Below are 22,463 nucleotides of genomic sequence, written 5' to 3' on the forward strand. Positions count from 1 at the left end.
CTCAAAAAACAGCCTGGGATGCCTGGGATTTCAGCACATTCGCCGCCCAGTCCGCGAAGACGCGCATGCGCCGGGGCGGATGGCGGTGATGGGGAAACAACAGATTAACCGGCATCGGCGGCGGCGGACAATCCGGCAGGACGCCGACCAGTCCCGGCGCGCGCGCGGCGCTGGCCAGCGGCACCTGGATCAGCCCGAGGCCCGCCCGGCAGGCGGCGTCATAGGCCGCGCTGTTGTCCACGGTGACCCGGGACCGCATCGGCACCCGGACGACGCGGCCGGCGGCATCCCGGTATTCGAACATCGCCGGCCCGTCCGAGGCATTGGGGCGGTAGTCCACCAGCCAGTGGCGCGCCAGGTCGTCGGGGCCGAGCGGCCGTCCGTGGGCGCGCAGGTAATCGGGGCTGGCGAAATTGCCCAGGGGCATCGCGCCCAGGGGACGGCAGGCAAGCGATTCATCGACCACCGCGCCGACCCGGATGACGCAGTCGAGTCCCTCGACGATCATGTCGGCGCGCCGGTCGGCACTGGAGATTTCCATCCGCAAGGCCGGGTGGCGCGCCAGGAATTCCGGCAACCGGGCCATCAGCGGGCCCGCCGCCATGCCCAGGGGCATGCCGACCCGCAAACGGCCGTCCAGCGGCCCGTCCGGACGCCGGAAGAAACCGCCGAGCTCGTCCAGACCGTCCAGCACGGGCGCGCACCGCTCCAGGAAGGCCTGTCCGTCCCCGGTCAGGCCGACCCGCCGCGTGGTCCGCTGGAGCAGCCGCGCGCCCAGGCGCTTTTCCAGGCGCTGAATGGCCGTGGACACCGTCGCGCGCGGCAGGCGGAGCTGTTCCGCCGCCTGGGTGAAACTGCCCAGGGTGGCGACCCGGATGAAGATCCGCAGGTCCTCGGCCGAAGGGGTATAGGCGGGCGCGGAGCCTGGCGAAGCCGAATTGATCGAAAAATTCGACATGTATTGTTGAATCAAGGCCATTTATCCATCCAGATTCAAACAATATAGTGTCCTCATCCGGCCCGCAAGCCCGGCGTCGCACGCAACGGACGCCCGGAAATCGCGACCGGCCGCCTCGAATACCCCGCCTACAGGAGATCCGCCATGACCACGACCGCCCCCCACGCCGCTCCCTCCGTCCCGCACCCCCTCGCCCTCATCACCGGCGGCAGCCGGGGCCTGGGCCGCGCCTCCGCCCTGCACCTGGCGCGGGCGGGATGGGACATCGTCCTGACCTACCAATCCCGCGAGGACCTGGCCCGGGAGGTCGTTGAGGAAATCCAGTCGCTGGGCCGCGCCGCGCTCGCCCTGCCGCTGGACACGGCCCGGACGGAGGACTTCCCCGCCCTGGCCGCCTCGCTGCCGGCGCGGCTGCGCGGCACCTTCGGCCGGGACCGCCTGGACGCGCTGGTGAACAATGCCGGAACCGGCATCGACGCCGCCTTCCTGGAAACCACCGAGGCGCAATTCGACCGGATGATGAACGTGCACCTGAAAGGCGTGTTCTTCCTGACCCAGGCGCTGGTCCCGCTGCTGGCGGACGACGCCCGCATCCTGAACGTTTCCAGCGGCCTGACCCGGTTCTCGTTCCCCGGCAAGGCGGCCTACGCCATGATGAAGGGCGGGATCGAAGTGCTGACGCGCTACCTGGCCAAGGAACTGGGACCGCGCGGCATCCGCGTCAACGTCCTGGCACCCGGCGCCATCGCCACCGATTTCGGCGGCGGCGTGGTGCGCGACGACCCGCGGGTCCACGCCGCCATCGCCGGCAGCACCGCCCTGGGCCGCGTCGGCGAGGCGGACGACATCGGCGGCGTCGTCGCGGCGCTGCTGGCGCCCGGCAGCGCCTGGATCACCGGCCAAAGGATCGAGGCCTCGGGAGGCATGCTGCTCTGACCCGTACCGGGCCGGCTCCGCAAGCCGCCGGCCCGCGCGGCGGCCCCCGTGATCAGGCGACCTTGTCGCGAGTGCGGGTGTCGAAGTCCGCCGCGTCGTGGCGTTCCCAGAGCTGCTCGGACGGCTCGCCGGACGTGCGATTCACCATCCGGCCGCGCCGCACCGCCGGGCGTTCGCCGATGGCCCTGGCCCAGCGCAGCGCATGGCGATAATCGCCGGCCGACAGGAATTCCGCCGCCCCGTAGACCTGGTTCAGCAGCAGCCCGCCGTACCAGGGCCAGATCGCCATGTCGGCGATGGTGTAGCTGTCTCCCGCCACGAACTCATGGTCCGCCAGGCGCTTGTCGAGCACATCCAGCTGGCGCTTGGTTTCCATGGCGAAGCGGTCGATGGCGTACTCGATCTTCACGGGGGCATAGGCATAGAAATGGCCAAACCCGCCCCCCACGTACGGCGCGCTGCCGACCTGCCAGAACAGCCAGGACAGGCACTCGGCCCGGGCCGCCGGCCCGGCCGGCAGAAAGGCGCCGAACTTTTCGGCCAGGTGCAGCAGGATCGCCCCCGACTCGAACACTTGGATGGGTTCCGGGCCGCTGCGGTCCACCAGCGCCGGAATCTTGGAATTGGGGTTGATGGCGACGAAGCCGCTGCCGAACTGATCGCCCTCGCCGATGCGGATCAGCCAGGCGTCGTATTCCGCGCCCGAATGACCCTGCGCCAGCAGTTCCTCCAGCATGATGGTGATCTTGACTCCGTTGGGCGTGCCCTGGGAATAGAGCTGCAACGGATGCCGGCCCACCGGCAGTTCGCGCTCGTGTGTCGGCCCCGACACGGGACGGTTGATGTTGGCGAACCGGCCGCCATTGGGCTGGTTCCAGGTCCAGACCCTGGGCGGCTGGTACTCGGACGACTGACTCATGCTGCACGCTCCTGACGAGCCCCCGCGCCGCGCCTTCGGCTTGCTGCCGTCTCCCGAAGAGACGTTGTCGGCCCAGGAGCGGCCCGGCGGCAAAAGCTTCTACGGTAACAGCATCGGCCGCCCCTGTGAACCGGATCCGGCCACGGCGCACGACGCATGCGCTTTTTCTGGACGCATCCCCCGGCCGGCCCTATGATGGCCCCACCAGATCATTGAAACCCAAAAGGAGTGGCGGATGGGAATCATCAGCATGATTGTCGTCGGTTTCATCGTCGGCCTGCTGGCGCGGGCCATCATGCCCGGCGACCAGAAACTGGGCTGGATCCTGACCACGGTCCTGGGGATCGTCGGCTCGATCGTGACCGGCTACCTGGGCGCGGCACTGGGCATCTACGAGCCCGGCCAGGGCGCCGGCTGGATCGGTTCCATCGTGGGCGCCCTGATCGTGCTGGGCGTGTACGGGCTCATCGCCAAGCGATCCTGACGCGCCTGCCCGGGGGCTCCGGGCTAATAATGCGGCGGCCGCTCGTCGACGCTGCCACCCAGGCCGGGCGTGCTGCCAGCCGCAAGCTGCTGACGCAGGGCCAGCAGCTCGCGCGCCAGGGATTCGATCTGCTGCTGCTGGCGAAATACCGCATGGTTCAGCTGGTCCAGCAGGTCGTCGGCGTACGCCGCCTTGACCTCCAGGTCCACCACCCGCTTTTCCAGAGCGGTGGAAGGGTCGATGTCGGCTTCATTCATATCCAGTGTCCTGACGGCGGGTTCATGCGGCGTCCGGAGACAGGAAATCGGCCAGCAGGCTGGCCACCACCCGGGTTGCGCCGCGCAAGTCTTCCAGCATAACGTGTTCGTCGGCCTGCTTGGCGCGCGACTCCATCACGGTGAGCGGCCCGGCGCCGTACATGACGGTCGGCACGCCATGTTCCGCATACAGGCGGGCATCGGCGTACAGGGGCGTACCCACGGCCGGGATGTCCTCGTCGAACACTGCGCGCGCATGCCGCTGCAGGCTGGCGACCAGCTTTTCGTGGCCGGGCAGCGGACGCAAGGCCCGCGCCAGCAGGATGCGGCGCACGTCGACGCCGATCCCCGGAATACCGGCCACGGCGGCGGCGATGAAGGCGCGCACCCTGGCCTCGACCTCGGCGGGATCTTCCTCGGGGATCAGGCGGCGGTCCATCTTCAGCACCACCCTGCCCGGAACCACATTGGTATTGGTGCCGCCATCGATGCGGCCCACGATCATGGTGGGATGCCGGATGCCGTCGATCCGGGACGCGATGGTGCCGAGCGCGTCGGCCTGGCGGTAGATTTCGTCCAGGATGCGGCTGGCCGCCCGCAGGGCGTCATGCCCCGTCTCGGGCGCCGATCCGTGCGTGGCCTTGCCGTTGACGACGATCTCGAACTGCAGGCAGCCATTGTGCGCCGTGACCACTGCGTGGCTGAAGCTGGCGCAGACGGCATAGTCCGGCCTGGTCAACCCGCGCTCCAGCAGCCAGCCCGGCCCCTTGAGCCCACCGTATTCCTCGTCGTAGGTGAAGTGCAGTTCCACCGCCCCCTTCAGGGGCGCCGCAACGGCTTCCAGCGCCCGCACGGCATGCAGGTAGGTCGTGAAATCGCTCTTGGAGACGGCCGAGGCCCGGCCATAGAGGCGTCCATCCGCGATTTCGCCGCCGTAGGGATCGCGGGTCCAGCCCTCGCCCGGCGGCACCACGTCGCCATGGGCGTTGAGCGCCAGCACGGGCCCGCCCTCGCCATAGCGGCGGCGCACGATCAGGTTGGTGATGCTGCGCATGCCGTAGGCCCGCACCTCCTCGTCGGGGACGCGATGGCGCTCCACTTCCCAGCCCCAGCCTTCGACCACGGCGGCCACGGCCTCGGCATGCGGGGCGTTGTCGCCCGGCGGCGTGTCGGTCGGCACGGCGACCAGGCGCTGCAGCAGCGCCACCTGCTCATCGAAGTGGGCATCCACCCAGGCGTGCAGGTCGGCGTGCATCGTTCTTGCCATCGTCAGCGCGCCAGCCGGCCCCAGATGCGCACGCGGCTGATGCCTCCGTCGGGGAACATGTTCACGCGCACGTGCGAGACCGGACCGATCTTCCGGATGGCTTCGCCTTCGTAGAAGTGCTGCTTGTCCATATCGGTCTTCTGCTCGCCCAGCAGCTCGGGCCAGAACATGGCCTGGGTGACCAGGGACTGGTCGGTCGATTCGGCCACCAGGGCACCCTGGACCGAGACCCGGTCCGGATAGTTGCCCTTGAAGTGCGCCGTATCGATCTCGATCTTTTCCACGGTGACGGGGTGACCCAGTTCGAGGATCAGCCAGTCGTAGCCCGGCTCCCGGCGGCGGCGGGTCTCCCAGCCATCGCCCATGTTGACTCCGCGGCCCGCCTTGATGACGCTGGTGGGCATGCCGAAGTGGGCATCGCTGTAGGCGACGACCCGCCCGCCGCTGGCCAGGGCCGAGACCTCGTACAGGGCGTCCGGGTCGCGCTGCTCCCAGTTGCAGGCCGGCTGGCCGTAGACGCGCAGGCGGGCCACGCCGCCGTCCGGAAAGATGTTCAGGCGCAGATGGGTCCAGACCCGGCCGTCGTCGATCTCGACGAAGTGATGGGAATTGCCCTGCAGCGAGCGGGCTGCGACGAGTTCGACCCATTCGGTCCCGGCGTCGGGCTCGCCTTCGCAAAACGCGGCCTGCACGGATGCGGCGGGCGGGAAATTGCCGGTGAAATGGCTGGTGTTGATGTCCAGTCCCCTGATCGTGCCCGGCAGTCCCAGCTTGACGATGGCGTGATCGTTGCCCCCATTGCGGCGGCGGCGGGTCTCCCAGCCATCCATCCACTTGCCATGGTCGTCGAACTTGCCGACGATGAAGACGGGTTCGGAGTCCTGCAGCATGCGCTGCGCCGCAGCGAAGAACTCGTCCGAGCAGGACAGCACCCGGGCGCCCAGGCTTTCGCTGGCAAGATTCGGGTGGCGGGTCGCAAAGGCCGGCAGATCGACGGACGGGGCGTCGATGACGGTGCCGACAGGCAGATTGGGGGAAGCCATGGGATACGCTCCAATGAGTCTGGGTAACACGCCGGGACGGCCCGAAGGCGCCCGGCGGAAAAGCCCGGGCGGTTGCCCGGTCGGGGATGGGTCGGGGCCCGGGTTCAGGCGGGCTTGTAGGGGTGTTCTTTCACCCAGTGGCGGGCGATGTCGGCCCGGGTGGCGATCCAGACGCGGTCGTGTTTCTGGATGTGGTCCAGGAAGCGCTGCAGGCCCGCGAACCGGCCCGGGCGGCCGATCAGGCGGCAATGCAGGCCGACCGACATCATCTTCGGCGTGGTCTCGCCTTCGGCATAGAGCACGTCGAACGCGTCGCGCAGGTAGCTGAAGAAATGATCGGCGGTATTGAAGCCCTGGGGCGATGCGAAGCGCATGTCGTTCGTATCCAGGGTATAGGGCACGATGAGCTGGGGGTGGATCTTGCCGTTGCCCAGGTCGACCTCGGTCCAGAACGGCAGGTCGTCGCCGTAGTAATCGGCGTCGTACAGGAACTTGCCTTCCTCGGCGACGATGCGCAGGGTGTTGGGACTGTCGCGACCGGTGTACCAGCCTTCGGGATGGCGGCCGAGCAGCTTGGTGACGATTTCCACGCAACGCTGGAAATGCTCGCGCTCGACGTCCTCGGACACGTCCTGGTAGTGGATCCAGCGGTAGCCGTGGCAGGCAACTTCGTGGCCCAGTTCGACGAAGGCGCGCGCGACCTCGGGGTTGCGCTCCAGCGCCATGCCCACGCCGAACACCGTCAGCGGCAGGCCGCGGCGCTCGAACTCGCGCAGGATGCGCCAGACGCCCGTGCGCGAACCGTATTCATAGATGGATTCCATCGACAGGTGGCGGGCCGGATAGGCAGCCGCGCCGATGATCTCGGACAGGAACTGTTCCGATCCCGGATCGCCATGCAACACGCAGTTCTCGCCGCCTTCCTCATAGTTGACGACGAACTGCACGGCCACGCGTGCCTGGCCCGGCCAGTTGGCATGCGGGGGGGTTCGTCCATAGCCGGCGAGATCGCGAGGGTAGTGCTGTGCTGCCATGAGAGTGTCTCCTGTGGAATGAAGCTCAGAGCGAAGGGTTCAGGGGGCGGCGCTGCAACGCGGACCAGGGATCGGCGCCGGTTTCGGGCGCGACATCCATCCGCTGCTCGCAGTCTTCCAGGTGATGATCCATGGCGGCCCGCGCGCCTTGCGTGTCGCGCCGGGCGATGCAGTCCAGGATGTCCCGGTGCTCCAGGTACGAGCAGGCGCTGCCCTCGGCGGTGTCGCCCAGGGCGATGATCAGCGTGGTGCGGGCGCACAGGCCGGCCAGCATCTCGATCAGCACCTGATTGTCGAGCAGGCGGGCGAGCTCGACGTGAAAGGCGTTGGACAGGCGCAGCCAACTGATGCGATCGCCCTGCTCGAAGGCGCGCTGTTCCCGATCGACCATCTCGCGCAAGGGCAGGAGCCGGTCGGCCACGTCATCCTGCGCCGTCAGCATGTCGATCACGATGCATTCCAGCGCGCGGCGCATGGCGAACACATCGCGCACTTCCTTGGGCGTCGCCTGCCAGACATAGGCGCCGCGGTTGGGCTCGATCGCCACGATCTTGTCATGCGCCAGACGCGCCAGCGCGGCGCGCACCGTGCCGCGCGAGCAGTCGAAGGCGGAGCACAGGGCGGATTCGGTCAGCTTCGCGCCGGGCAGCAGCCGGCGGTCCATCGCGGCGTCGAAGATTTCCCCGTAGACGCGATCGACGTCCGACGGCCCGCCGGCCGGCTGGGTCCCGCGCAGCGACGAGGCGCGCGGCGCCTTCAGGTCCTGGGTGGCGCGAGCGGGCTTCAGTTGGAGCATGGCCATAGGTGAAAACGACAGGATGGATTGAGGACGAAAATTGTTGACAATTATTGTGTACCGATCCAGAATCGTCAACACAAATTGTTCACAATGATTCGAATCCATCCTGCCCCGAAGTCCGCCGGCCAGTCCGGCGCTTCGCGAACCGGCGAACCGCTCGCCGGGTCCGGCCATACCGGGGGCCTATTGGCAGGATACTGACCGGCGTGAATCCCATGGGAAAACTCTCCACCCATGTCCTGGACACCGTGCACGGTGTGCCAGCCCAGGGCGTTGCCCTAGAACTCTATCGCCTCGACGGCGAATCCCGCACTCTCCTGACGCAGACGGCCACCAACCAGGACGGCCGCTGCGACGCGCCCCTGCTCAGCGGTCCCGCGCTGACCCGGGGCGTGTACGAACTGGTCTTCCATGCCGGCGACTACTTCGCCCGCAAGGGGGTGCCCCTGCCCGAACCCCGTTTCGTCGATCAGGTCGTGCTGCGCTTCGGCGTGGCCAACCCGGACGAAAACTATCACGTCCCCCTGGTCGTGACGCCGTGGACCTGGTCCACCTATCGCGGCAGCTGAGCCTCGCGCTCATCCCGGCAACCCCCAACATCGAAGAACCCAAGAGGAGACTCTCATGGAAGGCTTTTTCCTTGAGTATGGCAACCTGCTGCTGCGCTGGCTGCACGTGATCGCCGCCATCGCCTGGATCGGCGAATCCATCTATTTCGTCATGCTCGACCTGAGCCTGCACGCCCCCAAGGGCGAGCAGGCCAAGAAGCTGGGCGTATACGGCGAAATGTGGGCCGTGCACGGCGGCGGCTTCTACCACAACCAGAAATACCTGACCAACCCCGCCGAACTGCCCGACGACCTGCACTGGTCGTTCTGGAAGTCCTACACCACCTGGCTGTCGGGCTTCGGCCTGTTCATGCTGCTGTACCTGCTGCGCGCCGACATCTACCTGGTCAACCCGGCCAGCCCCTGGGAATGGGCGCGCAACATGAGCGGCTTCCAGGCGGGCCTCCTGGCCGTGGCATTCCTGGTGATCGGCTACAACGTCTATTCGCGCCTGTGCCGCATCATCAGCCCCACCGTCGAGCGCGACGGCCTGCTGAGCGTGGCCGTGGGTGTGATGATGGTGGTCGTCGCCTGGCTGACCACGCAGATCTTCCCGGGCCGCGCCGCGTTCCTGATCACCGGCGCGCTGATGGCGACCTGCATGTCGGCCAGCGTGTTCTTCTGGATCATCCCCGGGCAGCGCCGCATGGTCAAGGCGCTGAAGGCCGGCGAAAAACCGAACCCCCTGGACGGCGCCCTGGGCAAACAGCGCTCGGTGCACAACACCTACTTCACCCTGCCGGTGATCTTCCTGATGCTCAGCAATCATTATTCGTTCACCTACACGAACGAATACGCCTGGGTCATCATGAGCCTGTTCATCTTTGCCGGCGCGGCGATCCGCCAGTATTTCGTGCTGCGCCACACGGGCAAGAACGACCTGCGCTACCCGTTGGCCGGCATCGTGATGCTGGCGATCATCGGCTGGATTGCCGCCCCGTCGCCCGCGCCGGCCCAGGCACCCGCCGCGCAGGTCAGCCAGGCCGGCGGCACGGCCGCGGCGTCCCAGGCAGCCGTCACGATCGAACAGGTCCACGGCATCATGCTCGCACGCTGCACCGAATGCCACTCGGCCAAACCCACTCAGCCCGGCTTCGCCGCCGCGCCGGCCGGGATCATGCTGGATACCAACGCGCAGACCCTGCAGCACGCCGACCAGATCAAGCAGGTCGTCGCCAGCAAGTACATGCCGCTGGCCAACCTGACGCAGATGACGGACGAGGAACGCGCCGTGATCGCCGCCTGGAACGGCAAGTAAGACCCGCCGCGGGGCGATCACGCGCCCCGCGGCCATGGGCGCCCTGGCCACGCCCCAGGCGCCGGGACGGACCCGCCATCCGCAGGACTCATCTCTGCGGCAGGCAAAGATACCCCACGGTCAGCCCTTCCGGCGCGGTGGCGGATCCGCTTTCGGCCACTTGCGCCATGGCATACCCTGCAGGGCAAGAGCAATTGCCGGTCACCGGATTGGCCGAAGAAATGCCCAGCGCGCTGGAGCAGCCGCGGCGGCTGTTGAGCATGTAGCCGCCTCCGGCTGGGCGCGCCACCAGCGACCAGACCCCCTGCCTGCAGACCAGCACGCCGGAGCCCTCGCCAGTGCGGCCCAGCGTCCCCTCGGGTGCGCAGGGATCACCGACGTTCCAGCCTTTTTCCAGATGCAGGCTGTCGCGCGCCTGCAGGTGCGTTCCGCTTCGCACCACGCCCTGGATCGTGGCATCGCCCTGGAAATCGGGATTCCGCGTATCGCGCACCCGCAAGTAGGCATCGCCGGCTCCTGCCCCACCCTGCTGCCCCAAGAGAGGCCGGACCGCCAGGGCCACGGTGCCCGGCGCCCAATCGGCGGCCCCCTCTTCGGGCACAGGAAAGCGCAGTCCGGCCCCGCTCAGGAAACCGGGCCGGTGCGGCCACACCACCAGCCCGCGTCCCTCGGCTGCCTGCAGCCATTCGGCCACCAGGGCCTCGTCCACCCCGCCCGTGCGGCCCTGCAGCGCAGGACGCGCATGCACCAGCGCCCAGACCCGGCAGGACGCCCCCGGACACGCGCCCTCGCGCATCACTCGCAGCCCCAGTGTCCGGCGCAACGGCCCCGCGGTCTGCCAGCTCCCGGCCAGCAAGCCGGCCGACCGCAATTCGTCCCAGCGCGGAGCCGTCCAGTCGGCATAGCCCTGTACCGCCAGGGCATCGCCCGATTCAGCCTCGCCAAGATCGGCAGCGTGGCGCGACAGGAAAGCCTCGGCCGCATCACGGGCGGCATCCATCCACGCGGCCAGGGAACGGGCCTGAAGCGCCCGGACGCGATGCGCCCATTCCTGGCCGGCCCAGACCGCGGCGACCAGGGCCAGCAATGCAACGACCATGCTCTCAAGGAGCAGGGAGCCTTTCTGAGCGCGGAACACCGGCCGTCCTCCGGACACGGGATCAGCTGACATGGAACACGAACTGGTTGACGTCGCCCCTGGCGCATGCCGACTCCACCGACAGCGCGTTGTAGGTCGTGTCCTCGTCCTTGACCGTGCGGGCGGCGCCGCTGCCGGCCTCGACCGTGATGCGTCCGGCGACGCGCTGCAGCACGGACGCGATCGAGGGGCAGGCCACATGGTTCACCTTTTTCAGGCGCAGCAGGAACGCCGCGCCGGCATCCGCCGATTCAACCTCGACGGTACCGCCGCTTCCCAATCCATGCAGCACGGCCCCGTCGTTCGACAAGGTCAGTACGGTGGAATCCGCCACCATGGCCGCCAGATTGGCCGTGCCGACGTTCTCGTACGGCGCATCCGCCGCGGTGCCGGCATTGACACGCACATGCATGACGAAGCGGGCCAGTTCCTGGCCGACCTTGGGCACTTTGTTCTCCATCACGTAGCCGCCGATGGCGGGAATGCCGATGACCGCGATCAGCAGCACGATGGCCGTGACGATCGAGACTTCGACCAGGGAGAACCCCGCCTGCCCCGTCCGGCGCCGCGCCGCGCGCGATTGATCCAAGCTTTGCATGAAGACTCCTTTGCCGGATGACCGGCTCACGAAAGAACCGGTCCGTCAGGAACCGGCATGAAACATCATCCAGCCGCGCCGCAGTTCGTCGAGCGCGGCGTAGTGCCACAGGCCGATCCCCAGCACGGCCGCCGCCCCCAGCAGCAGCGCCGTCCAGCGCAGCGCCAGGGCCTGGCCGCGGACCCGGTCCAGCCACCGGCCCGCCATCCGCCGATGGACGGCCTGCAGCCCGGCCTGCAGGCCGCACGCCGCGGCCATATCTTCCAGGTACCAGTACAGGTCGCGATCCAGCAGCCCGGTATCGAAAGCCTCCGCACCGGCCAGTCCCTGGTCGATCCGTTCGGCGGCGCATTCCAGGTGGTCGCCCAGCCAGGGGCTGGCGTCCTCCAGGAACAACAGGATCACGGGCCGCAATTGAACCGAACCGCCCGCGCCGGGCTGCAGCAGGATGGAAACCAGGGCCAGAAGGCGCAGCGCCTGCACCTGGCGATACAGGCGCCAGGGGCCGTGGCGGTCCAGCCGGCGGCGCAAAGGACCGCGCCAGCGTGGCAGGGAATGCAGGCCGGCCACCAGCAATGCGCAGATTCCCGCCGGCAGCCAGGCACCCCACGCCCGCAGCCAATCCGCGCCTGTGAACAGCGCCCGCGACCAATCACCCAGATAGGCATCCGGCAGGCCCAGGAAGGCCTGCCGCAGGGCGGGCACCGTCCATTGCGGCAAGGCCAGGAGCAGCAGGCTGGCCGCCAGCAGGGCCGCGGCGGCCGAGCCCAGCGTGGCCCAGAGCATGCGCCGGGCCCTGATCAGCAGCGCCAGATGGTCGGACAGGGCCCGGAAGCAGGCCAGCAGCCGGGCATTGCCGTACGCCTGGGCTGCACGCACCAGTGCCAGTTCGTCCGCCGGGAAGCTGCCCAGCCAGGTGGCGTGCAGGTCGCCGCCGCTTGCTTCGCAGGCCCGCGCCCAGGCTCCCGACAGGCGTCCGCGCACCGTGCCCTGGCCGTGGCGCGCGGCATCGCGATCGAAAAGCTCCCGCAGGGTCAGGCGGCCCTGCGCCCCCAGCAGCACCGCCTGGAGATAATCGAAGTAATCCGCGCGCGCCCCCGCGAACCGCCAGGCATCCAGGCGCAGGCGCAGCCGTGCCAGCATCGCTCCGAACCGCGTCATCCGTGGCCTCCCGATTCAGCCGGACAGGAAGGCGCGCGCACACCGGCCGGCAGCCGGCCCTGTCGCAACAGCAGGGTTTCGAACGCCATGAACCGGGTCTCGACATCGCGCGGATCCACCAGGCCCGCAGCGGCCTTTTCCATCGCGTGCGCCATGGCGCTGGCACGCGGATCCGGCACATAGCCGTTGTCGCCTGCCGTGCCGGGCAGGCCGGGCTCCAGGCACTCGGCGGCCACGGTCCGCCCGTCATAGCCGAAGAGCTCCGGCAGCGCCACCTGGCGGCAATGCGCGCAGCCCCCGGGATTGCGCAGGCGCAACGCCGATGGATCGCCTCCCCAGGCCAGGGCGATCCACCCGAGCCACTCCCGCCAATGCCCGGCATCGCCGCTCCGTTGCTGGCGCACGAGTTCTGCGGGATCGGCCGGAACCGCGCAGCGCGCGCACAGTTGGGGCAGCAGCGCCTGGTAGACGAGCAGCTTGAGAATGCCCGGCGTGGCCAGGAAGTCGCGCGGCACCGCGATGAAATCGGAAGCCAGCCGGTCGACGATGGCCCGTGCGGAAGGCGCATGCACGGTGGTATAGACATTCACACCGGATCCGGCCAGATCCATGAAGGCCAACCCGCTTTCCGCGTCGCGAATTTCCCCCAGCAGCACATCGGTCATGGCCGAACGCTTCAGGGTGCGCAGCTTGGCGGCATAGCGGCCATGAGCCTGCTGATCCAGATCCCTGCCGATGGTGTTCTGCACGGCGCGGTCGATCCGGTATTCCACCGGCTCTTCCAGCGTGATGATCTTGCGGTGTGCCGGCAAGCCGCGGATCAGGGTCGCCAGCGTCGTCGACTTGCCCGAGCCCACGGTTCCCGCGAACACCAGGGCCCCGCCTTCGGATTTCAAGACCCGCTCGAAGCAGGCGATCTGGTCGGACCGGTAGCCCAGCCCCGCCAGGGTCGCGGGGCTGACTGCGGCATCGCGCGAAAGGAAGCGCAGGCAGACGCTGGGTCCCCGATCGGCCGCGAGCGAAGCCCAACGCAAGGTATAGGCGCGGCCATCCACGCGGCGCAGCAGGCTGCCCTGCTGCTCCAGCAGCGGATCGAACACCGCCCCATTGCCGCCCAGGATGTCCATCCAGGCCACCGCAAGCACGTCCTGCAGCAGCCCGGTCGGCATGCGGCGGAAGCGTTCGGGGGCCACATAGCGGCCGGCCACGGTATAGCGGACCTCGGATTCCGCCGCATCGCGGTGAATGTTCAGGTGCAGGTCCGTCGCGCCCTGGCGCACGCCCCATTCGACCAGATCCTGGAACACCCCGGCCAGGGCGGTCGGCGTGCGGTCGCCCCCCTGCGCCAGCACCGCCGCGCCGCCCTCGCGCGACAGGGCCAGCAGCAGGGCCGCGGGCAGGACGTAACGGGCCGGATCGGACAGGACGCGCCCGGCTTCGCGCAAACGCCGCTCCAGCGCGTCGGCCTGGTCGCTGCCGACATATTCGGCCCGTGCCAGCAGCGTGACGCTGCCGTCGGCCCGCTCGACCGGACAGATCCGGTCGGCAAGCGACTGGACGCCCAGGTCCCGCGCCAGCACGCGCCTGACCTCGGGGCGCAGCGCCGACAGCTGGCCGGAGTGATCGATGACGCCGGCCCGGGCCGGATCGAAAGGCTGCGGGGGCTCGGCCAGCGACAGAGCGTGAGACCAGGGTCTCATGGCCGCGCCTCGCCCAGCAGCATGCGCAGGCACAGGGAGTGGCGGTCCTGGCCGCGTTCGAGCTGCACGCAGGCGCCGTTCATGCCGCGCAACTGATACACCCCCGGATCACCCGCATGGCCGGCTGGCCAGGCCTGCCCACGCACATACAGGTAGGCGCGGCGGCCAACCTGGACCTCGGCCATCAGGGCTCGCCCGACCCCGTACAGCGCCACCAGGCGGGGTTCCAGCACGGGGCGCACGGCCTGCTCGGGTACCGGACGGCCGCCCTGTCCGCCGCCGACAGGCGGGTGCAGGGCGTCCCTGAGATCCTGTTGCATGAGTTCGCGCACCGACTGGCTTTCCCAGCGGGTCTGGGGATCCTCCGGCATGCGGCCGGCCGTGGCCGGCACCCCAGGAGGCACGACCCCGGCCTGCGTCTGCGCATGGGCTGGAACCGGGGTGCACCACGCCAGCGCCAGCCACAGCCACGCTGCAGGCAGGCTGCGCAGGGATGGAATGAACGGGCCCCGGCTCACGGCGCGGGGCGCCCACGTCTGGCGCACGGCTTCACGATCGGTTTTCATAAACGCTTCCTTCGAGATGCAGGATCAGACGGCTCGCACGCACGCCCGGACGAACACCCGGCGCCAATGTCAGCGCAGCCTTGTGCCAGGAGACGGCGCGAGCCAGCGGCGCCAGCAGCGCGCCCGAACGCAGCGGCCCTTCGACTCGCAAGGCGCGGACGGCCAGGACAGGGAAATCCTGGGGCGGCGGCAACGGCCGGCCCCGGACATCGTGCGGCGCCGGCACCGTCAGCGGCCGTGCCGCATCCAGCCGCAGCACGGAAAAGGCCGGCAGCACCGCCTGCAGCGCGCTGGCCCAGTCGCGGTCCAGGAGCGCCGCACGCGGCAGGCTGCGCGGTTCGGAGCGCTGCCCCGGCAAGGACAGGGTCCAGGTGGCGCGGGCGATATCCAGGGAAGGGAAATCCAGCCGCCAGCCGGCAGGCGCGGCCTGCAGCAGGGAACGGTTGTCCGCTGGCGGCCCCTGGCGGCGGTACTCGCCCACGCATTGCCAGAGCGCGCCTTCGGGCCGCGGCTGGCAACGCAACGCATGCAAGCTCCAGCCCCCGAGCCGCGCCGGCTGCCGGTACAGGGAATCCAGCAGAGCCCGGGTACCCGCTTCACCATGGAGCGGACGCTGCGCCAGCACACGATCCAGCGCCGCATGCCAGCCAGCGCTGGCATCGGGGTCGGGTGCGGCAGCCGCATCCGCGCCGCCGGCTCGGTACAGCCAGCCGGCCACCCCCAGGCCGGTCATCAGGACCAGCAGCGCAAGATGCAGTCCCCGCCGCCGCACCGGTTCCAGGGGACGGCGTGCGGCTGCCTCGCCGGCCAGGTCTTCCGCCAGTCCCGCCGCCGCGAGCAGCTCCAGCTTCGGGTGCGCCAGGCGCAGGGCGTCCACCGCTTCGCATGCCAGGCCGGGATCGGGATAGCCCCGGTCGGCACGAGCCAGGGCCACGCCTTCGTGTGCAGCGAGCACATGCCAGGTCTCCGCATCCAGCGGCAGAACGCAGGCCACGCTGCCGCGCGGGTGGCGGCGTGCCAGCAAGTCCGCCGCGGACCAGCAGGCCAGCCCGGGAGGCAGGCCGCGGGCCAGCCCCAGCGCGGCGGGCGGATCGCCTGAGACCGCCTGGTGGGAAGCCCCCAGGCGGCGCGCTTTGCCTCGGGCCGCCTCCGGGTCGCCCAGCAGCGGCACCCAGTCCAACCCGAAGGCCAGGGGCACGCCACCCACCCAGACGAGCCGTGCCGCCCGCGCCATGTCAGAGGCCCTCCTCGACTTGGGCGGTGATGATCAATACCGTGGTCAGCCGCTGGGCGTTGAGCTGGTTGCCGCCGCCGAACAGCGCGGGCACGCCCGGGTTCAGGCGGCGCTCGGTCGACTCGGCGGTCTGCCGGTCGAACCCCGACACCACCAGCGGCTGCCCCGGCTGCAACGCCAGTTGCTGGACGGTCCCGTTGCCCTCGATGGTCAGCTGCTGCAACTGCAAGGGGTGGTCCTTGTCGCCGAAGGTCACGGTCTTGAGAGGCTGGGCCACGGTATTGTCATAAGCCAGCGACAGCAGGATACGGCCATCTTCCTGGGCATCGGGCACCAGGGTCAGCAGGGATCCGACGGTCTCGGCCTTCTGGTTGACGGACACGGCGGGAACCGCCAGGCCGGTGGCGCCGGTGACTGGCGTGGTCTCGATCCGGTCGATATAGGAAAACGTCGTGCGCACCGCATGCGACACCGGCCGGCGGTTCAGGCTGAGCATCGGGACGCTGCTGCGCCGCACCAGCTGGACGGACTCTCCCAGGGCCCGGATGACGGCCTCGCTGCCGGAAAAGGAACCCTGGACGACCTCGGCGCCCAGCCGCCCGCTCGCCCCGCCGGCCAGGGCAGGCACCGCCAGGCCGGCTGCCAGGCGGGCGCCGGAAAAGACGAGATTCCAGTCGATGCCCGCATGGGCATGCTCGCTGAGCGCCACGGTCAGCTCTTCGAAGACCAGGCGCACGCGCCGCGTCATGGCGCGGTTTTCCTGGTCCAGGTAGCGGGCGATGCGATCCAGCACGTCGGGCGTATCGGTGACGACCACCGATGCCCCGGCCCCGGATTCCGCCACCAGCACACCGGCCCGGGACAGGAACGGCTCGATCCGGGCGCGGACGGTTTTCATCACATCCTGGTCGCCGCTGCTGAGATGCGTGCCCGAAGTGCTGACGAAACCGCCTTCGGACGCATCCCGCCCCTGCCCCAGCGACGCCTGGACACGTGCATCCAGCGCCAGCGCCTGGACATTGAAGACCCGCGTGTCGGTGCGGAAGAATTCGATGCGGTCCCGCTCGTAGCGCCAGCGCACTCCCAGATGCGCGCACAGGCGGTCGAGGATCTGAGGCAGGGGGGCCGGGCCGGACGCCAGGTCGAATTGCCCGGCCGGGTCGTCTGCCGCCGCACCCTGCCCCGCCCCGCCCGCCAGGCGCGGCAGGAAAAGCCCGGCCGGCAACAGGGCATCCGGGCGCACGTGGACGGGGATCCCGGTGACGGCTGCGATGCGCCGCGCGATGCGGCGCAGATCGCCGGTGCCATCGGCGAACAGCAGCGTCGTCTGGACACGGGCGCGCAGCGGTGCCGGCAGCGTCAGTTCGCGGTCCAGCGGCCGGGCTCGCCCTGCGATCCAGGGGCGGTCGATGTCCTGGGCGTCCCGGCGCGCCCCGGCGTCGGTTGCGGCTCGGGAAAACCGGCCGTGCTCGCGGGATGCGGTTTCACCCGCCCGCTGGAAATCTCCCGCGGCCTGGCGCAGGCGTTCGGAAAACGCGCAGCCGGACAACCCCAGACACAGGCACAGCAGGGTGGGACCCAGGCGGCGGGGCTTCACGAGTCGGCTCCCGGCACCCGGGTGCGGTCGCAGCGCTGCGCCAGCGGCACCACGCGCAGGACCCGGTTGGCGTAGAAACAGGGCTGGACAGGGCGGTCCCCGAGTTCGGTGGCGGACAGCAGGCCGCGCACGGCAGCGCGGAACGAATCCCCGAAGGCGGCCGAGCCGGCCAGGGGAATATCGGCATCCACGTCCCAGTGTTCGGCTTCGAAGGTCCAGCCCGCGGCATGCGCCCAGCGCCCCAGCGCCCGCCGCACGTTGCCATCGGCCGGCGAGACCTGGAAGGAAAGAGGACGGTTTCCCGCCGCATCCCGGCCGTTGGGTGCGGGTCCGTTCCGAACGGCCGCATCACCGGCGGGCATGGCCGGGGGCGCCATGGGCGCAGGCGGCACGGATGGCGGCGGCGGCACCGGCGGGGATCCTGCCGGCGCCACCACCATCCGGACCGGGGACCGCGAGGATTCGGGGCCTGGTTCAGGCGCCGCCGCGGCAGGCATCACCGCGCCCGCGCCGTTTTCCGCAAAGGGCGTGGACGCAGGCGCAAATGCAGCGGCGTTTCCGGGCGAGCCCGCGGATTCGCGCCAGGCCTGGGCCTGCGACAGGCCGCCGCGCAGGACGATGTGCGCCGGCACGCCGCTCAGGACCAGGTAGTCTCGATCCCGGCGGGGCCGCAACAGCCGGTCGCCTCGGGCGGTACGCTCGAACAGGGCGGGCGCCGCCTGGCCCTGGGGATACTGCAGCCAGGTCTCGCGCCCGTCGTCGAAGACCTGCAGCGGCGCCAGGGCCGGATCGCCCGCGATCCGCCAGTCGAAGCGGTAGACGGCGGGCTCCGCCCGCATCCCCGCCAGCCCGCGCCACAAGGCGTTGTCCGCGGGGACGGCACAGCCCCCGATACCCGCCAGCAACAGCACCGCTCCCAGCAACCTGACCATTTTTCCCCCTCGACGACACTGTCGTGCATCACGGGGGTCATGGTGACGCGGCCGGGAGCGAGCCGCCAGACTGGGAAATACGAACGGATCAATCGGTCCGCGTCCGCATGCGATCCGGAGGAAGGGAACCCAGTCCCGCGGCCGTCTCAATCAAGCGGTGAGGACAAGCTCCCTGCCTTCTCTTCAGGAGATCTCATGCGCGCAGAATCCCCGCAACCCTTCGGGCAACGGGGGGAGCGGTCAGCGCTGGCGCACCAGCTTGTTGGCTTCGGCCGCCGCCACGTTCAGCGCCGTGACGGCTGGCTGTTGGCCGCTCAGGGCGGAATCCAGGATCTGCTGGAAACGCGAACGGATGGCCGGATAGTTGTGGATGCGGAAGCCCTGGGCCGTCAGGGTCGCCTTGCGGCTGTAGACGGCCACCAAGTCGCGCCACTGGCCCAGGTTGGCGTAATAGCCGGCCGGCGTGGCATCGAACGCGGCCTGGGTCAGCGGCAGGTAGCCGGTCTGCTGGTACCAGCGTGCCGCCTGCTCGGGCTGCGACAGCCAGCCCAGGAAGGCAGCCGTGGCATCGGTGACCGGCTTGGCGGTCTTCATGACCCACAGGCCCGCGCCGCTGACGAAGGGGTTGCCGGGCGTGCGCGTGACTTCGGGATAGTACGGCAGGCCGGACACCGCGTAATGCAGCTTGCGCTGGCTGAGGAATTCGCCGATATGGCCCGAGCTGGACATCAGCACGGCGCATTCGCCCTGTGCGAAGCGGCTGATGGAACGCATGCCGGCATCCGGGCGCACCATGATCTCGGAGCGTACCCAGCTGATCATCAGGGACAGATGGCGCACGTACGTGGAATCGAAGGAAAAACTGGGCAGGCCCTTGGCCTTCAGGCCGTTGTCGGCGCTGGCATAGAGCTGGTTGTTGACCGCCGCCAGGTTTTCGAGATTGATCGACACCGGCAGGTCGGAAGTCAGCGGGCACTTGCGCGAGCCATTGTTGGCCAGGGTGACGAGCTGGCCCTGCAGTTCGATCCAGGTGCGCTGCGGCACCGCGGGGGCCAGGCCGGCCTTCTTGAAGGCGTCCTGGTTGTAATACATGACCGGGATTTCCAGCATGTACGGGAAGGCCATCAGCTGACCCTTGGCGTCGTGGATGAAGGCATTGTCCGGCGACACGAACCAGCGCGTGTTCTTCAGCGCCGAGGACTTCTGCAGCACGTGGAACGGCTGCACGTAGCTGCGCTGGGCAATGTCTTCCAGCGTGTGGCTGTCGCCGATCTGCGCCAGGGCGGGCAGGTTCTTGGACTGGGCCGCGGCCCCCAGCGCCTGGTCGAGCGCCTCCGGCGTGTCGAACGCGCGCACCACGACCTTGACGTCGGACTGGCTGCGGTTATAGGCCTTGACCAGGTCCTGGAAAATTTCGGCATTGTGGCCGTGAAGGGTATGCCAGACCGGCACTTCGGTCGCCGCCCAGGCGGGGACGACGGCAACGGCGGCGGCAAGCGTCCAGACAGCGCGCATCCCCGGACGCAACACGCCGGAGCCGAAAGAAAGATTCATGATGAGTCAATCCAAAAAAGGAAAGTCGATATCCGGCGTCCGGCCGGACACCAGGTCAGCCAGCACCCTGCCGGAACCCGCTCCCATGGTCCAGCCAAGACTGCCATGGCCCGTGTTCAGGTAGAGATTGCGTATGCGGGTACGGCCGATCAGTGGGACGTTGGAAGGCGTCGTGGGCCGCAGGCCGGACCAGAACTGAACATTAGCAAAATCGAGGGCACTTGGGAACAGCGCACGGGCGTGCTCGACCAGGTGATTGCAACGGCCGGTATCCAGGGCACGGGAATAGCCGCCGATCTCGGCCGTGCCCGCCATGCGCAGCCGGTCGCCCAGGCGTGAAAACACGATCTTGGCTTCCTGGTCGACCAGGCTGACCATGGGCGCGGCATCCGGGTCCCGCAGGCGGAAGGTGGCCGAATAACCCTTGGCCGGCCAGACCGGGCAGGCCAGGCCCAGCGGCACGGCGATCCCGGGGGTGAAACTGCCCAGGGCCAGCACGTAGGCATCGGCCTGCAGGGGCCGGAAATAACCGTCGGGCTCGATCAGCTCGGCCACGGAAATGCGCCCGTCCACGGGCACCAGCCGGTTCACCCGGGTTCCGTAGCGGAAGGTCACGCCCGCTTCCCGCGCCTTTTCGGCCAGGGCCCGTGTGAACAGGTGCACGTCGCCGGACTCGTCGTCGGCCGTGAAATCGCCGCCGATGATCGGATCCCGGGACGCCGCCAGGGCCGGCTCGATGCGCAGCACCTCGGCCGCATCGACGATGCGCCGGTCGATGCCAAGTTCGCGCATCTGCGCGGCGCTGGCCTGCGCATGTTCGAATTCGCGCGGATCGCGATAGAAGGCCAGGATGCCGCGTTCCAGGTGATCGTATTCGATGTCCAGTTCCGCCCGCAGCTCGCGCAGCGTGGCGCGGCTGTACTTTGCCAGGGTCACCATGGCGCGCAGGTTCGGCGCGAAACGCGATTCGCGGCATTCTGCCAGGAAGCGCGCGCACCACAGCCATTGGCGAGGATCCAGGCGCGGCGACACGCGCAGCGGCGCATCGGCGCGCCCGAGCCAGCGCAGCACCTTGCGCAGCGTATGCTTGCTGGCCCAGGGCTCGGCATAGCAGACGGAGATCTGGCCGCCATTGGCCCGGCTGGTCTCCAGGGCCGCGCCCGCCCGGCGCTCGATGACCTCGACTTCATGGCCGGCGCGCGCCAGCCACCAAGCGCTGGACACCCCGATGATGCCCGCGCCAAAGACCGCAACTTTCATCGCTGGGCCGTCCCGATACGGAAAACGCCCCCGTCGGGCCGCAGCCCCCGGGCGGCACGCGGACTGCGAGGCAGGGAGCAGCCCGACAAAGCATGGAGGGCCGGTTTCATGCCTCGGCTCCGATCCGGTCCGCGACGGACGTGAAGGCGTCTGCGTGGAAGGCGTCGGGCTGCAGCCCGCAAGATTTCACGAAGTCGCGGCGCGCGGCCTCGACCATGACCGGGGCGCCGCAAGCGTAGACCTGATGGCCGGACAGGTCGGGCAGATCTTCCATGACGGCCTGGTGGACCAGGCCGGTGCGCCCCGTCCAGCCATCGCCGGCAACGGCCTCGGATAAAACCGGCACGAAACGGAAGCCAGGCAGTTGATCCTGCCATCCGAGTGCCATGTCCTGCCGGTACAGGTCGGCGGGGCGGCGCCCGCCCCAGTACAGCGTGGCCGGGCGCGTATCGCCCCGGGCCAGCATGCCTTCGATCATGGCCTGGATGGGAGCGAATCCCGTACCGCTGGCCAGGAAGACGATCGGCCGGACGTCGTCGGGATCCAGGAAGAACGACCCCAGCGGTCCTTCGATGCGCAGGATTTCGCGCGGCTTGAGCGGCTCGGCGCCTTCGCCGAAGACCCGGCTGGTGAACAGCCCGCCGGGCATGTGGCGCACATGCAGGCGCACCCGATGGTCTTCGGCCCGGGCGCAGGCCATGGAGTAGCTGCGCCGGCTGCCGTCCTTGAGGATGAATTCCAGGTACTGCCCGGGCTGGAAGCGGAAGGCCTCGGCCGAGGGCAGCTGCAGGGTGATTTCCATCACATCGGGTGCCAGGGGCTCCAGGGACAGCACGCGCACGGGCATCTTGCGCACCACGATATCGTCGGCCATGCGGATTTCGCGGGCCTCGATCACCAGGTCGGAGGCAGGATGCGCCTGGCACAGCAGGGTGTGCCCCCGCGCCAGGTCGGCTGCGTCCAGGATGCGGGCCGGCGCGGGTCCCGCGTCGTATTCGCCCGAGACCACCCGGCCCTCGCAGGTGGAGCAGGTGCCGTTGCGGCAGCTGTAGGGCAGGACGATGCCGGCCGCCAGGGCTGCATCCAGGACCGTCTGCCCCGGCTCGACCGTGAATTCCCGGTTGGCCGGCAGCACCGTGACCTTGAAACTCATGTTGTGG

The 22,463-nt window shown here is 69.3% G+C and carries 22 protein-coding genes; 4 read left to right on the top strand and 18 right to left on the bottom strand.

Translation table 11 applies throughout. The features are described 5' to 3' along the window. Window position 1: 1 nt before the first annotated feature. Window positions 2-979 (bottom strand): LysR family transcriptional regulator, encoded by a 978-nt coding sequence (locus ABD022_RS03210; protein ID WP_343820021.1) that lies wholly within the window; start codon window positions 977-979, stop codon window positions 2-4. Between the two features lie 123 nt (window positions 980-1,102). Here ABD022_RS03210 and ABD022_RS03215 point away from each other — a divergent pair, with 123 nt between their 5' ends. Next, entirely contained in the window at window positions 1,103-1,894 is a 792-nt protein-coding gene (locus ABD022_RS03215) for an SDR family NAD(P)-dependent oxidoreductase (RefSeq protein ID WP_343820023.1), read from the top strand. A gap of 52 nt (window positions 1,895-1,946) precedes the next feature. Here the strand turns inward: ABD022_RS03215 and yghU are convergent, their stop codons facing one another. Continuing rightward, window positions 1,947-2,813, bottom strand: coding sequence for a glutathione-dependent disulfide-bond oxidoreductase (yghU, locus tag ABD022_RS03220; protein WP_343820025.1), 867 nt, complete (start codon window positions 2,811-2,813; stop codon window positions 1,947-1,949). 235 nt (window positions 2,814-3,048) lie between these two features. Here yghU and ABD022_RS03225 point away from each other — a divergent pair, with 235 nt between their 5' ends. Next, complete coding sequence (locus tag ABD022_RS03225; protein WP_343820026.1) at window positions 3,049-3,297, top strand: GlsB/YeaQ/YmgE family stress response membrane protein; 249 nt, start codon at window positions 3,049-3,051, stop codon at window positions 3,295-3,297. A gap of 23 nt (window positions 3,298-3,320) precedes the next feature. Here ABD022_RS03225 and ABD022_RS03230 read toward each other — a convergent pair whose 3' ends face one another. The 5 genes from ABD022_RS03230 to ABD022_RS03250 all read right to left on the bottom strand — a co-directional run bounded on the left by ABD022_RS03230 (window position 3,321) and on the right by ABD022_RS03250 (window position 7,700). Then, window positions 3,321-3,554, bottom strand: coding sequence for a SlyX family protein (locus ABD022_RS03230; RefSeq protein WP_325124131.1), 234 nt, complete (start codon window positions 3,552-3,554; stop codon window positions 3,321-3,323). Window positions 3,555-3,576: 22 nt separating this feature from the next. Then, window positions 3,577-4,821 (bottom strand): M20/M25/M40 family metallo-hydrolase, encoded by a 1,245-nt coding sequence (locus ABD022_RS03235; RefSeq protein ID WP_343820028.1) that lies wholly within the window; start codon window positions 4,819-4,821, stop codon window positions 3,577-3,579. 2 nt (window positions 4,822-4,823) lie between these two features. Continuing rightward, window positions 4,824-5,864, bottom strand: a complete 1,041-nt coding sequence (gene alc, locus ABD022_RS03240; protein ID WP_425545195.1) for an allantoicase — start codon at window positions 5,862-5,864, stop codon at window positions 4,824-4,826. 104 nt (window positions 5,865-5,968) lie between these two features. Then, window positions 5,969-6,898 carry an allantoinase PuuE gene (gene puuE / locus ABD022_RS03245; protein ID WP_325124129.1) on the bottom strand — a complete coding sequence of 310 codons (930 nt, stop codon included), beginning with the start codon at window positions 6,896-6,898 and terminating at the stop codon, window positions 5,969-5,971. Window positions 6,899-6,923: 25 nt separating this feature from the next. After that, window positions 6,924-7,700 carry a GntR family transcriptional regulator gene (locus tag ABD022_RS03250; RefSeq protein WP_325124128.1) on the bottom strand — a complete coding sequence of 259 codons (777 nt, stop codon included), beginning with the start codon at window positions 7,698-7,700 and terminating at the stop codon, window positions 6,924-6,926. A gap of 212 nt (window positions 7,701-7,912) precedes the next feature. On the opposite strand from ABD022_RS03250, the gene uraH reads away from it, so the two are divergent. Together uraH and ABD022_RS03260 are read left to right on the top strand one after the other, a co-directional pair. Continuing rightward, window positions 7,913-8,266 carry a hydroxyisourate hydrolase gene (uraH, locus tag ABD022_RS03255; protein WP_325124127.1) on the top strand — a complete coding sequence of 118 codons (354 nt, stop codon included), beginning with the start codon at window positions 7,913-7,915 and terminating at the stop codon, window positions 8,264-8,266. Window positions 8,267-8,321: 55 nt separating this feature from the next. Further along, entirely contained in the window at window positions 8,322-9,563 is a 1,242-nt protein-coding gene (locus ABD022_RS03260; RefSeq protein WP_343820029.1) for a urate hydroxylase PuuD, read from the top strand. An 88-nt stretch (window positions 9,564-9,651) separates the two neighbouring features. On the opposite strand, the gene ABD022_RS03265 is transcribed toward ABD022_RS03260, so the two are convergent. From ABD022_RS03265 to ABD022_RS03315, 11 genes are all read right to left on the bottom strand, one after another. Continuing rightward, window positions 9,652-10,662 carry a hypothetical protein gene (locus ABD022_RS03265; RefSeq protein ID WP_325126231.1) on the bottom strand — a complete coding sequence of 337 codons (1,011 nt, stop codon included), beginning with the start codon at window positions 10,660-10,662 and terminating at the stop codon, window positions 9,652-9,654. A gap of 61 nt (window positions 10,663-10,723) precedes the next feature. Further along, window positions 10,724-11,299: a type 4 pilus major pilin gene (locus tag ABD022_RS03270; RefSeq protein WP_325126233.1), complete on the bottom strand. Its 576-nt coding sequence runs from the start codon at window positions 11,297-11,299 to the stop codon at window positions 10,724-10,726. 45 nt (window positions 11,300-11,344) lie between these two features. Then, window positions 11,345-12,460, bottom strand: coding sequence for a pilus assembly protein (locus ABD022_RS03275; protein ID WP_343820031.1), 1,116 nt, complete (start codon window positions 12,458-12,460; stop codon window positions 11,345-11,347). Continuing rightward, window positions 12,457-14,160 carry an ATPase, T2SS/T4P/T4SS family gene (locus tag ABD022_RS03280; protein ID WP_325126237.1) on the bottom strand — a complete coding sequence of 568 codons (1,704 nt, stop codon included), beginning with the start codon at window positions 14,158-14,160 and terminating at the stop codon, window positions 12,457-12,459. The genes ABD022_RS03275 and ABD022_RS03280 overlap by 4 nt, the downstream gene beginning before the upstream one ends. Continuing rightward, entirely contained in the window at window positions 14,157-14,726 is a 570-nt protein-coding gene (locus ABD022_RS03285; RefSeq protein WP_325126239.1) for a hypothetical protein, read from the bottom strand. Before ABD022_RS03285 ends, ABD022_RS03280 begins: the two co-directional genes overlap by 4 nt. Further along, window positions 14,710-15,960 (bottom strand): hypothetical protein, encoded by a 1,251-nt coding sequence (locus tag ABD022_RS03290; RefSeq protein WP_325126241.1) that lies wholly within the window; start codon window positions 15,958-15,960, stop codon window positions 14,710-14,712. Before ABD022_RS03290 ends, ABD022_RS03285 begins: the two co-directional genes overlap by 17 nt. Window position 15,961: 1 nt before the next feature. Continuing rightward, entirely contained in the window at window positions 15,962-17,557 is a 1,596-nt protein-coding gene (locus tag ABD022_RS03295; protein WP_325126243.1) for a hypothetical protein, read from the bottom strand. Next, the gene (locus ABD022_RS03300; protein WP_325126245.1) at window positions 17,554-18,489 is read right to left on the bottom strand and encodes a TrbG/VirB9 family P-type conjugative transfer protein; all 936 of its coding nucleotides are present in this window, start codon (window positions 18,487-18,489) and stop codon (window positions 17,554-17,556) included. The genes ABD022_RS03295 and ABD022_RS03300 overlap by 4 nt, the downstream gene beginning before the upstream one ends. Window positions 18,490-18,729: 240 nt before the next feature. Further along, window positions 18,730-20,043, bottom strand: coding sequence for an extracellular solute-binding protein (locus ABD022_RS03305; protein ID WP_325126247.1), 1,314 nt, complete (start codon window positions 20,041-20,043; stop codon window positions 18,730-18,732). A gap of 6 nt (window positions 20,044-20,049) precedes the next feature. Further along, a complete protein-coding gene (locus ABD022_RS03310; protein WP_325126249.1) occupies window positions 20,050-21,303 on the bottom strand; it encodes a D-amino acid dehydrogenase in 1,254 nt (417 codons plus the stop codon). Between the two features lie 106 nt (window positions 21,304-21,409). Beyond that, the gene (locus tag ABD022_RS03315) at window positions 21,410-22,456 is read right to left on the bottom strand and encodes a CDP-6-deoxy-delta-3,4-glucoseen reductase (protein WP_325126252.1); all 1,047 of its coding nucleotides are present in this window, start codon (window positions 22,454-22,456) and stop codon (window positions 21,410-21,412) included. Window positions 22,457-22,463 lie beyond the last annotated feature (7 nt).

This window comes from Castellaniella daejeonensis, from assembly GCF_039523555.1.
Lineage (GTDB): Bacteria > Pseudomonadota > Gammaproteobacteria > Burkholderiales > Burkholderiaceae_B > Castellaniella > Castellaniella daejeonensis.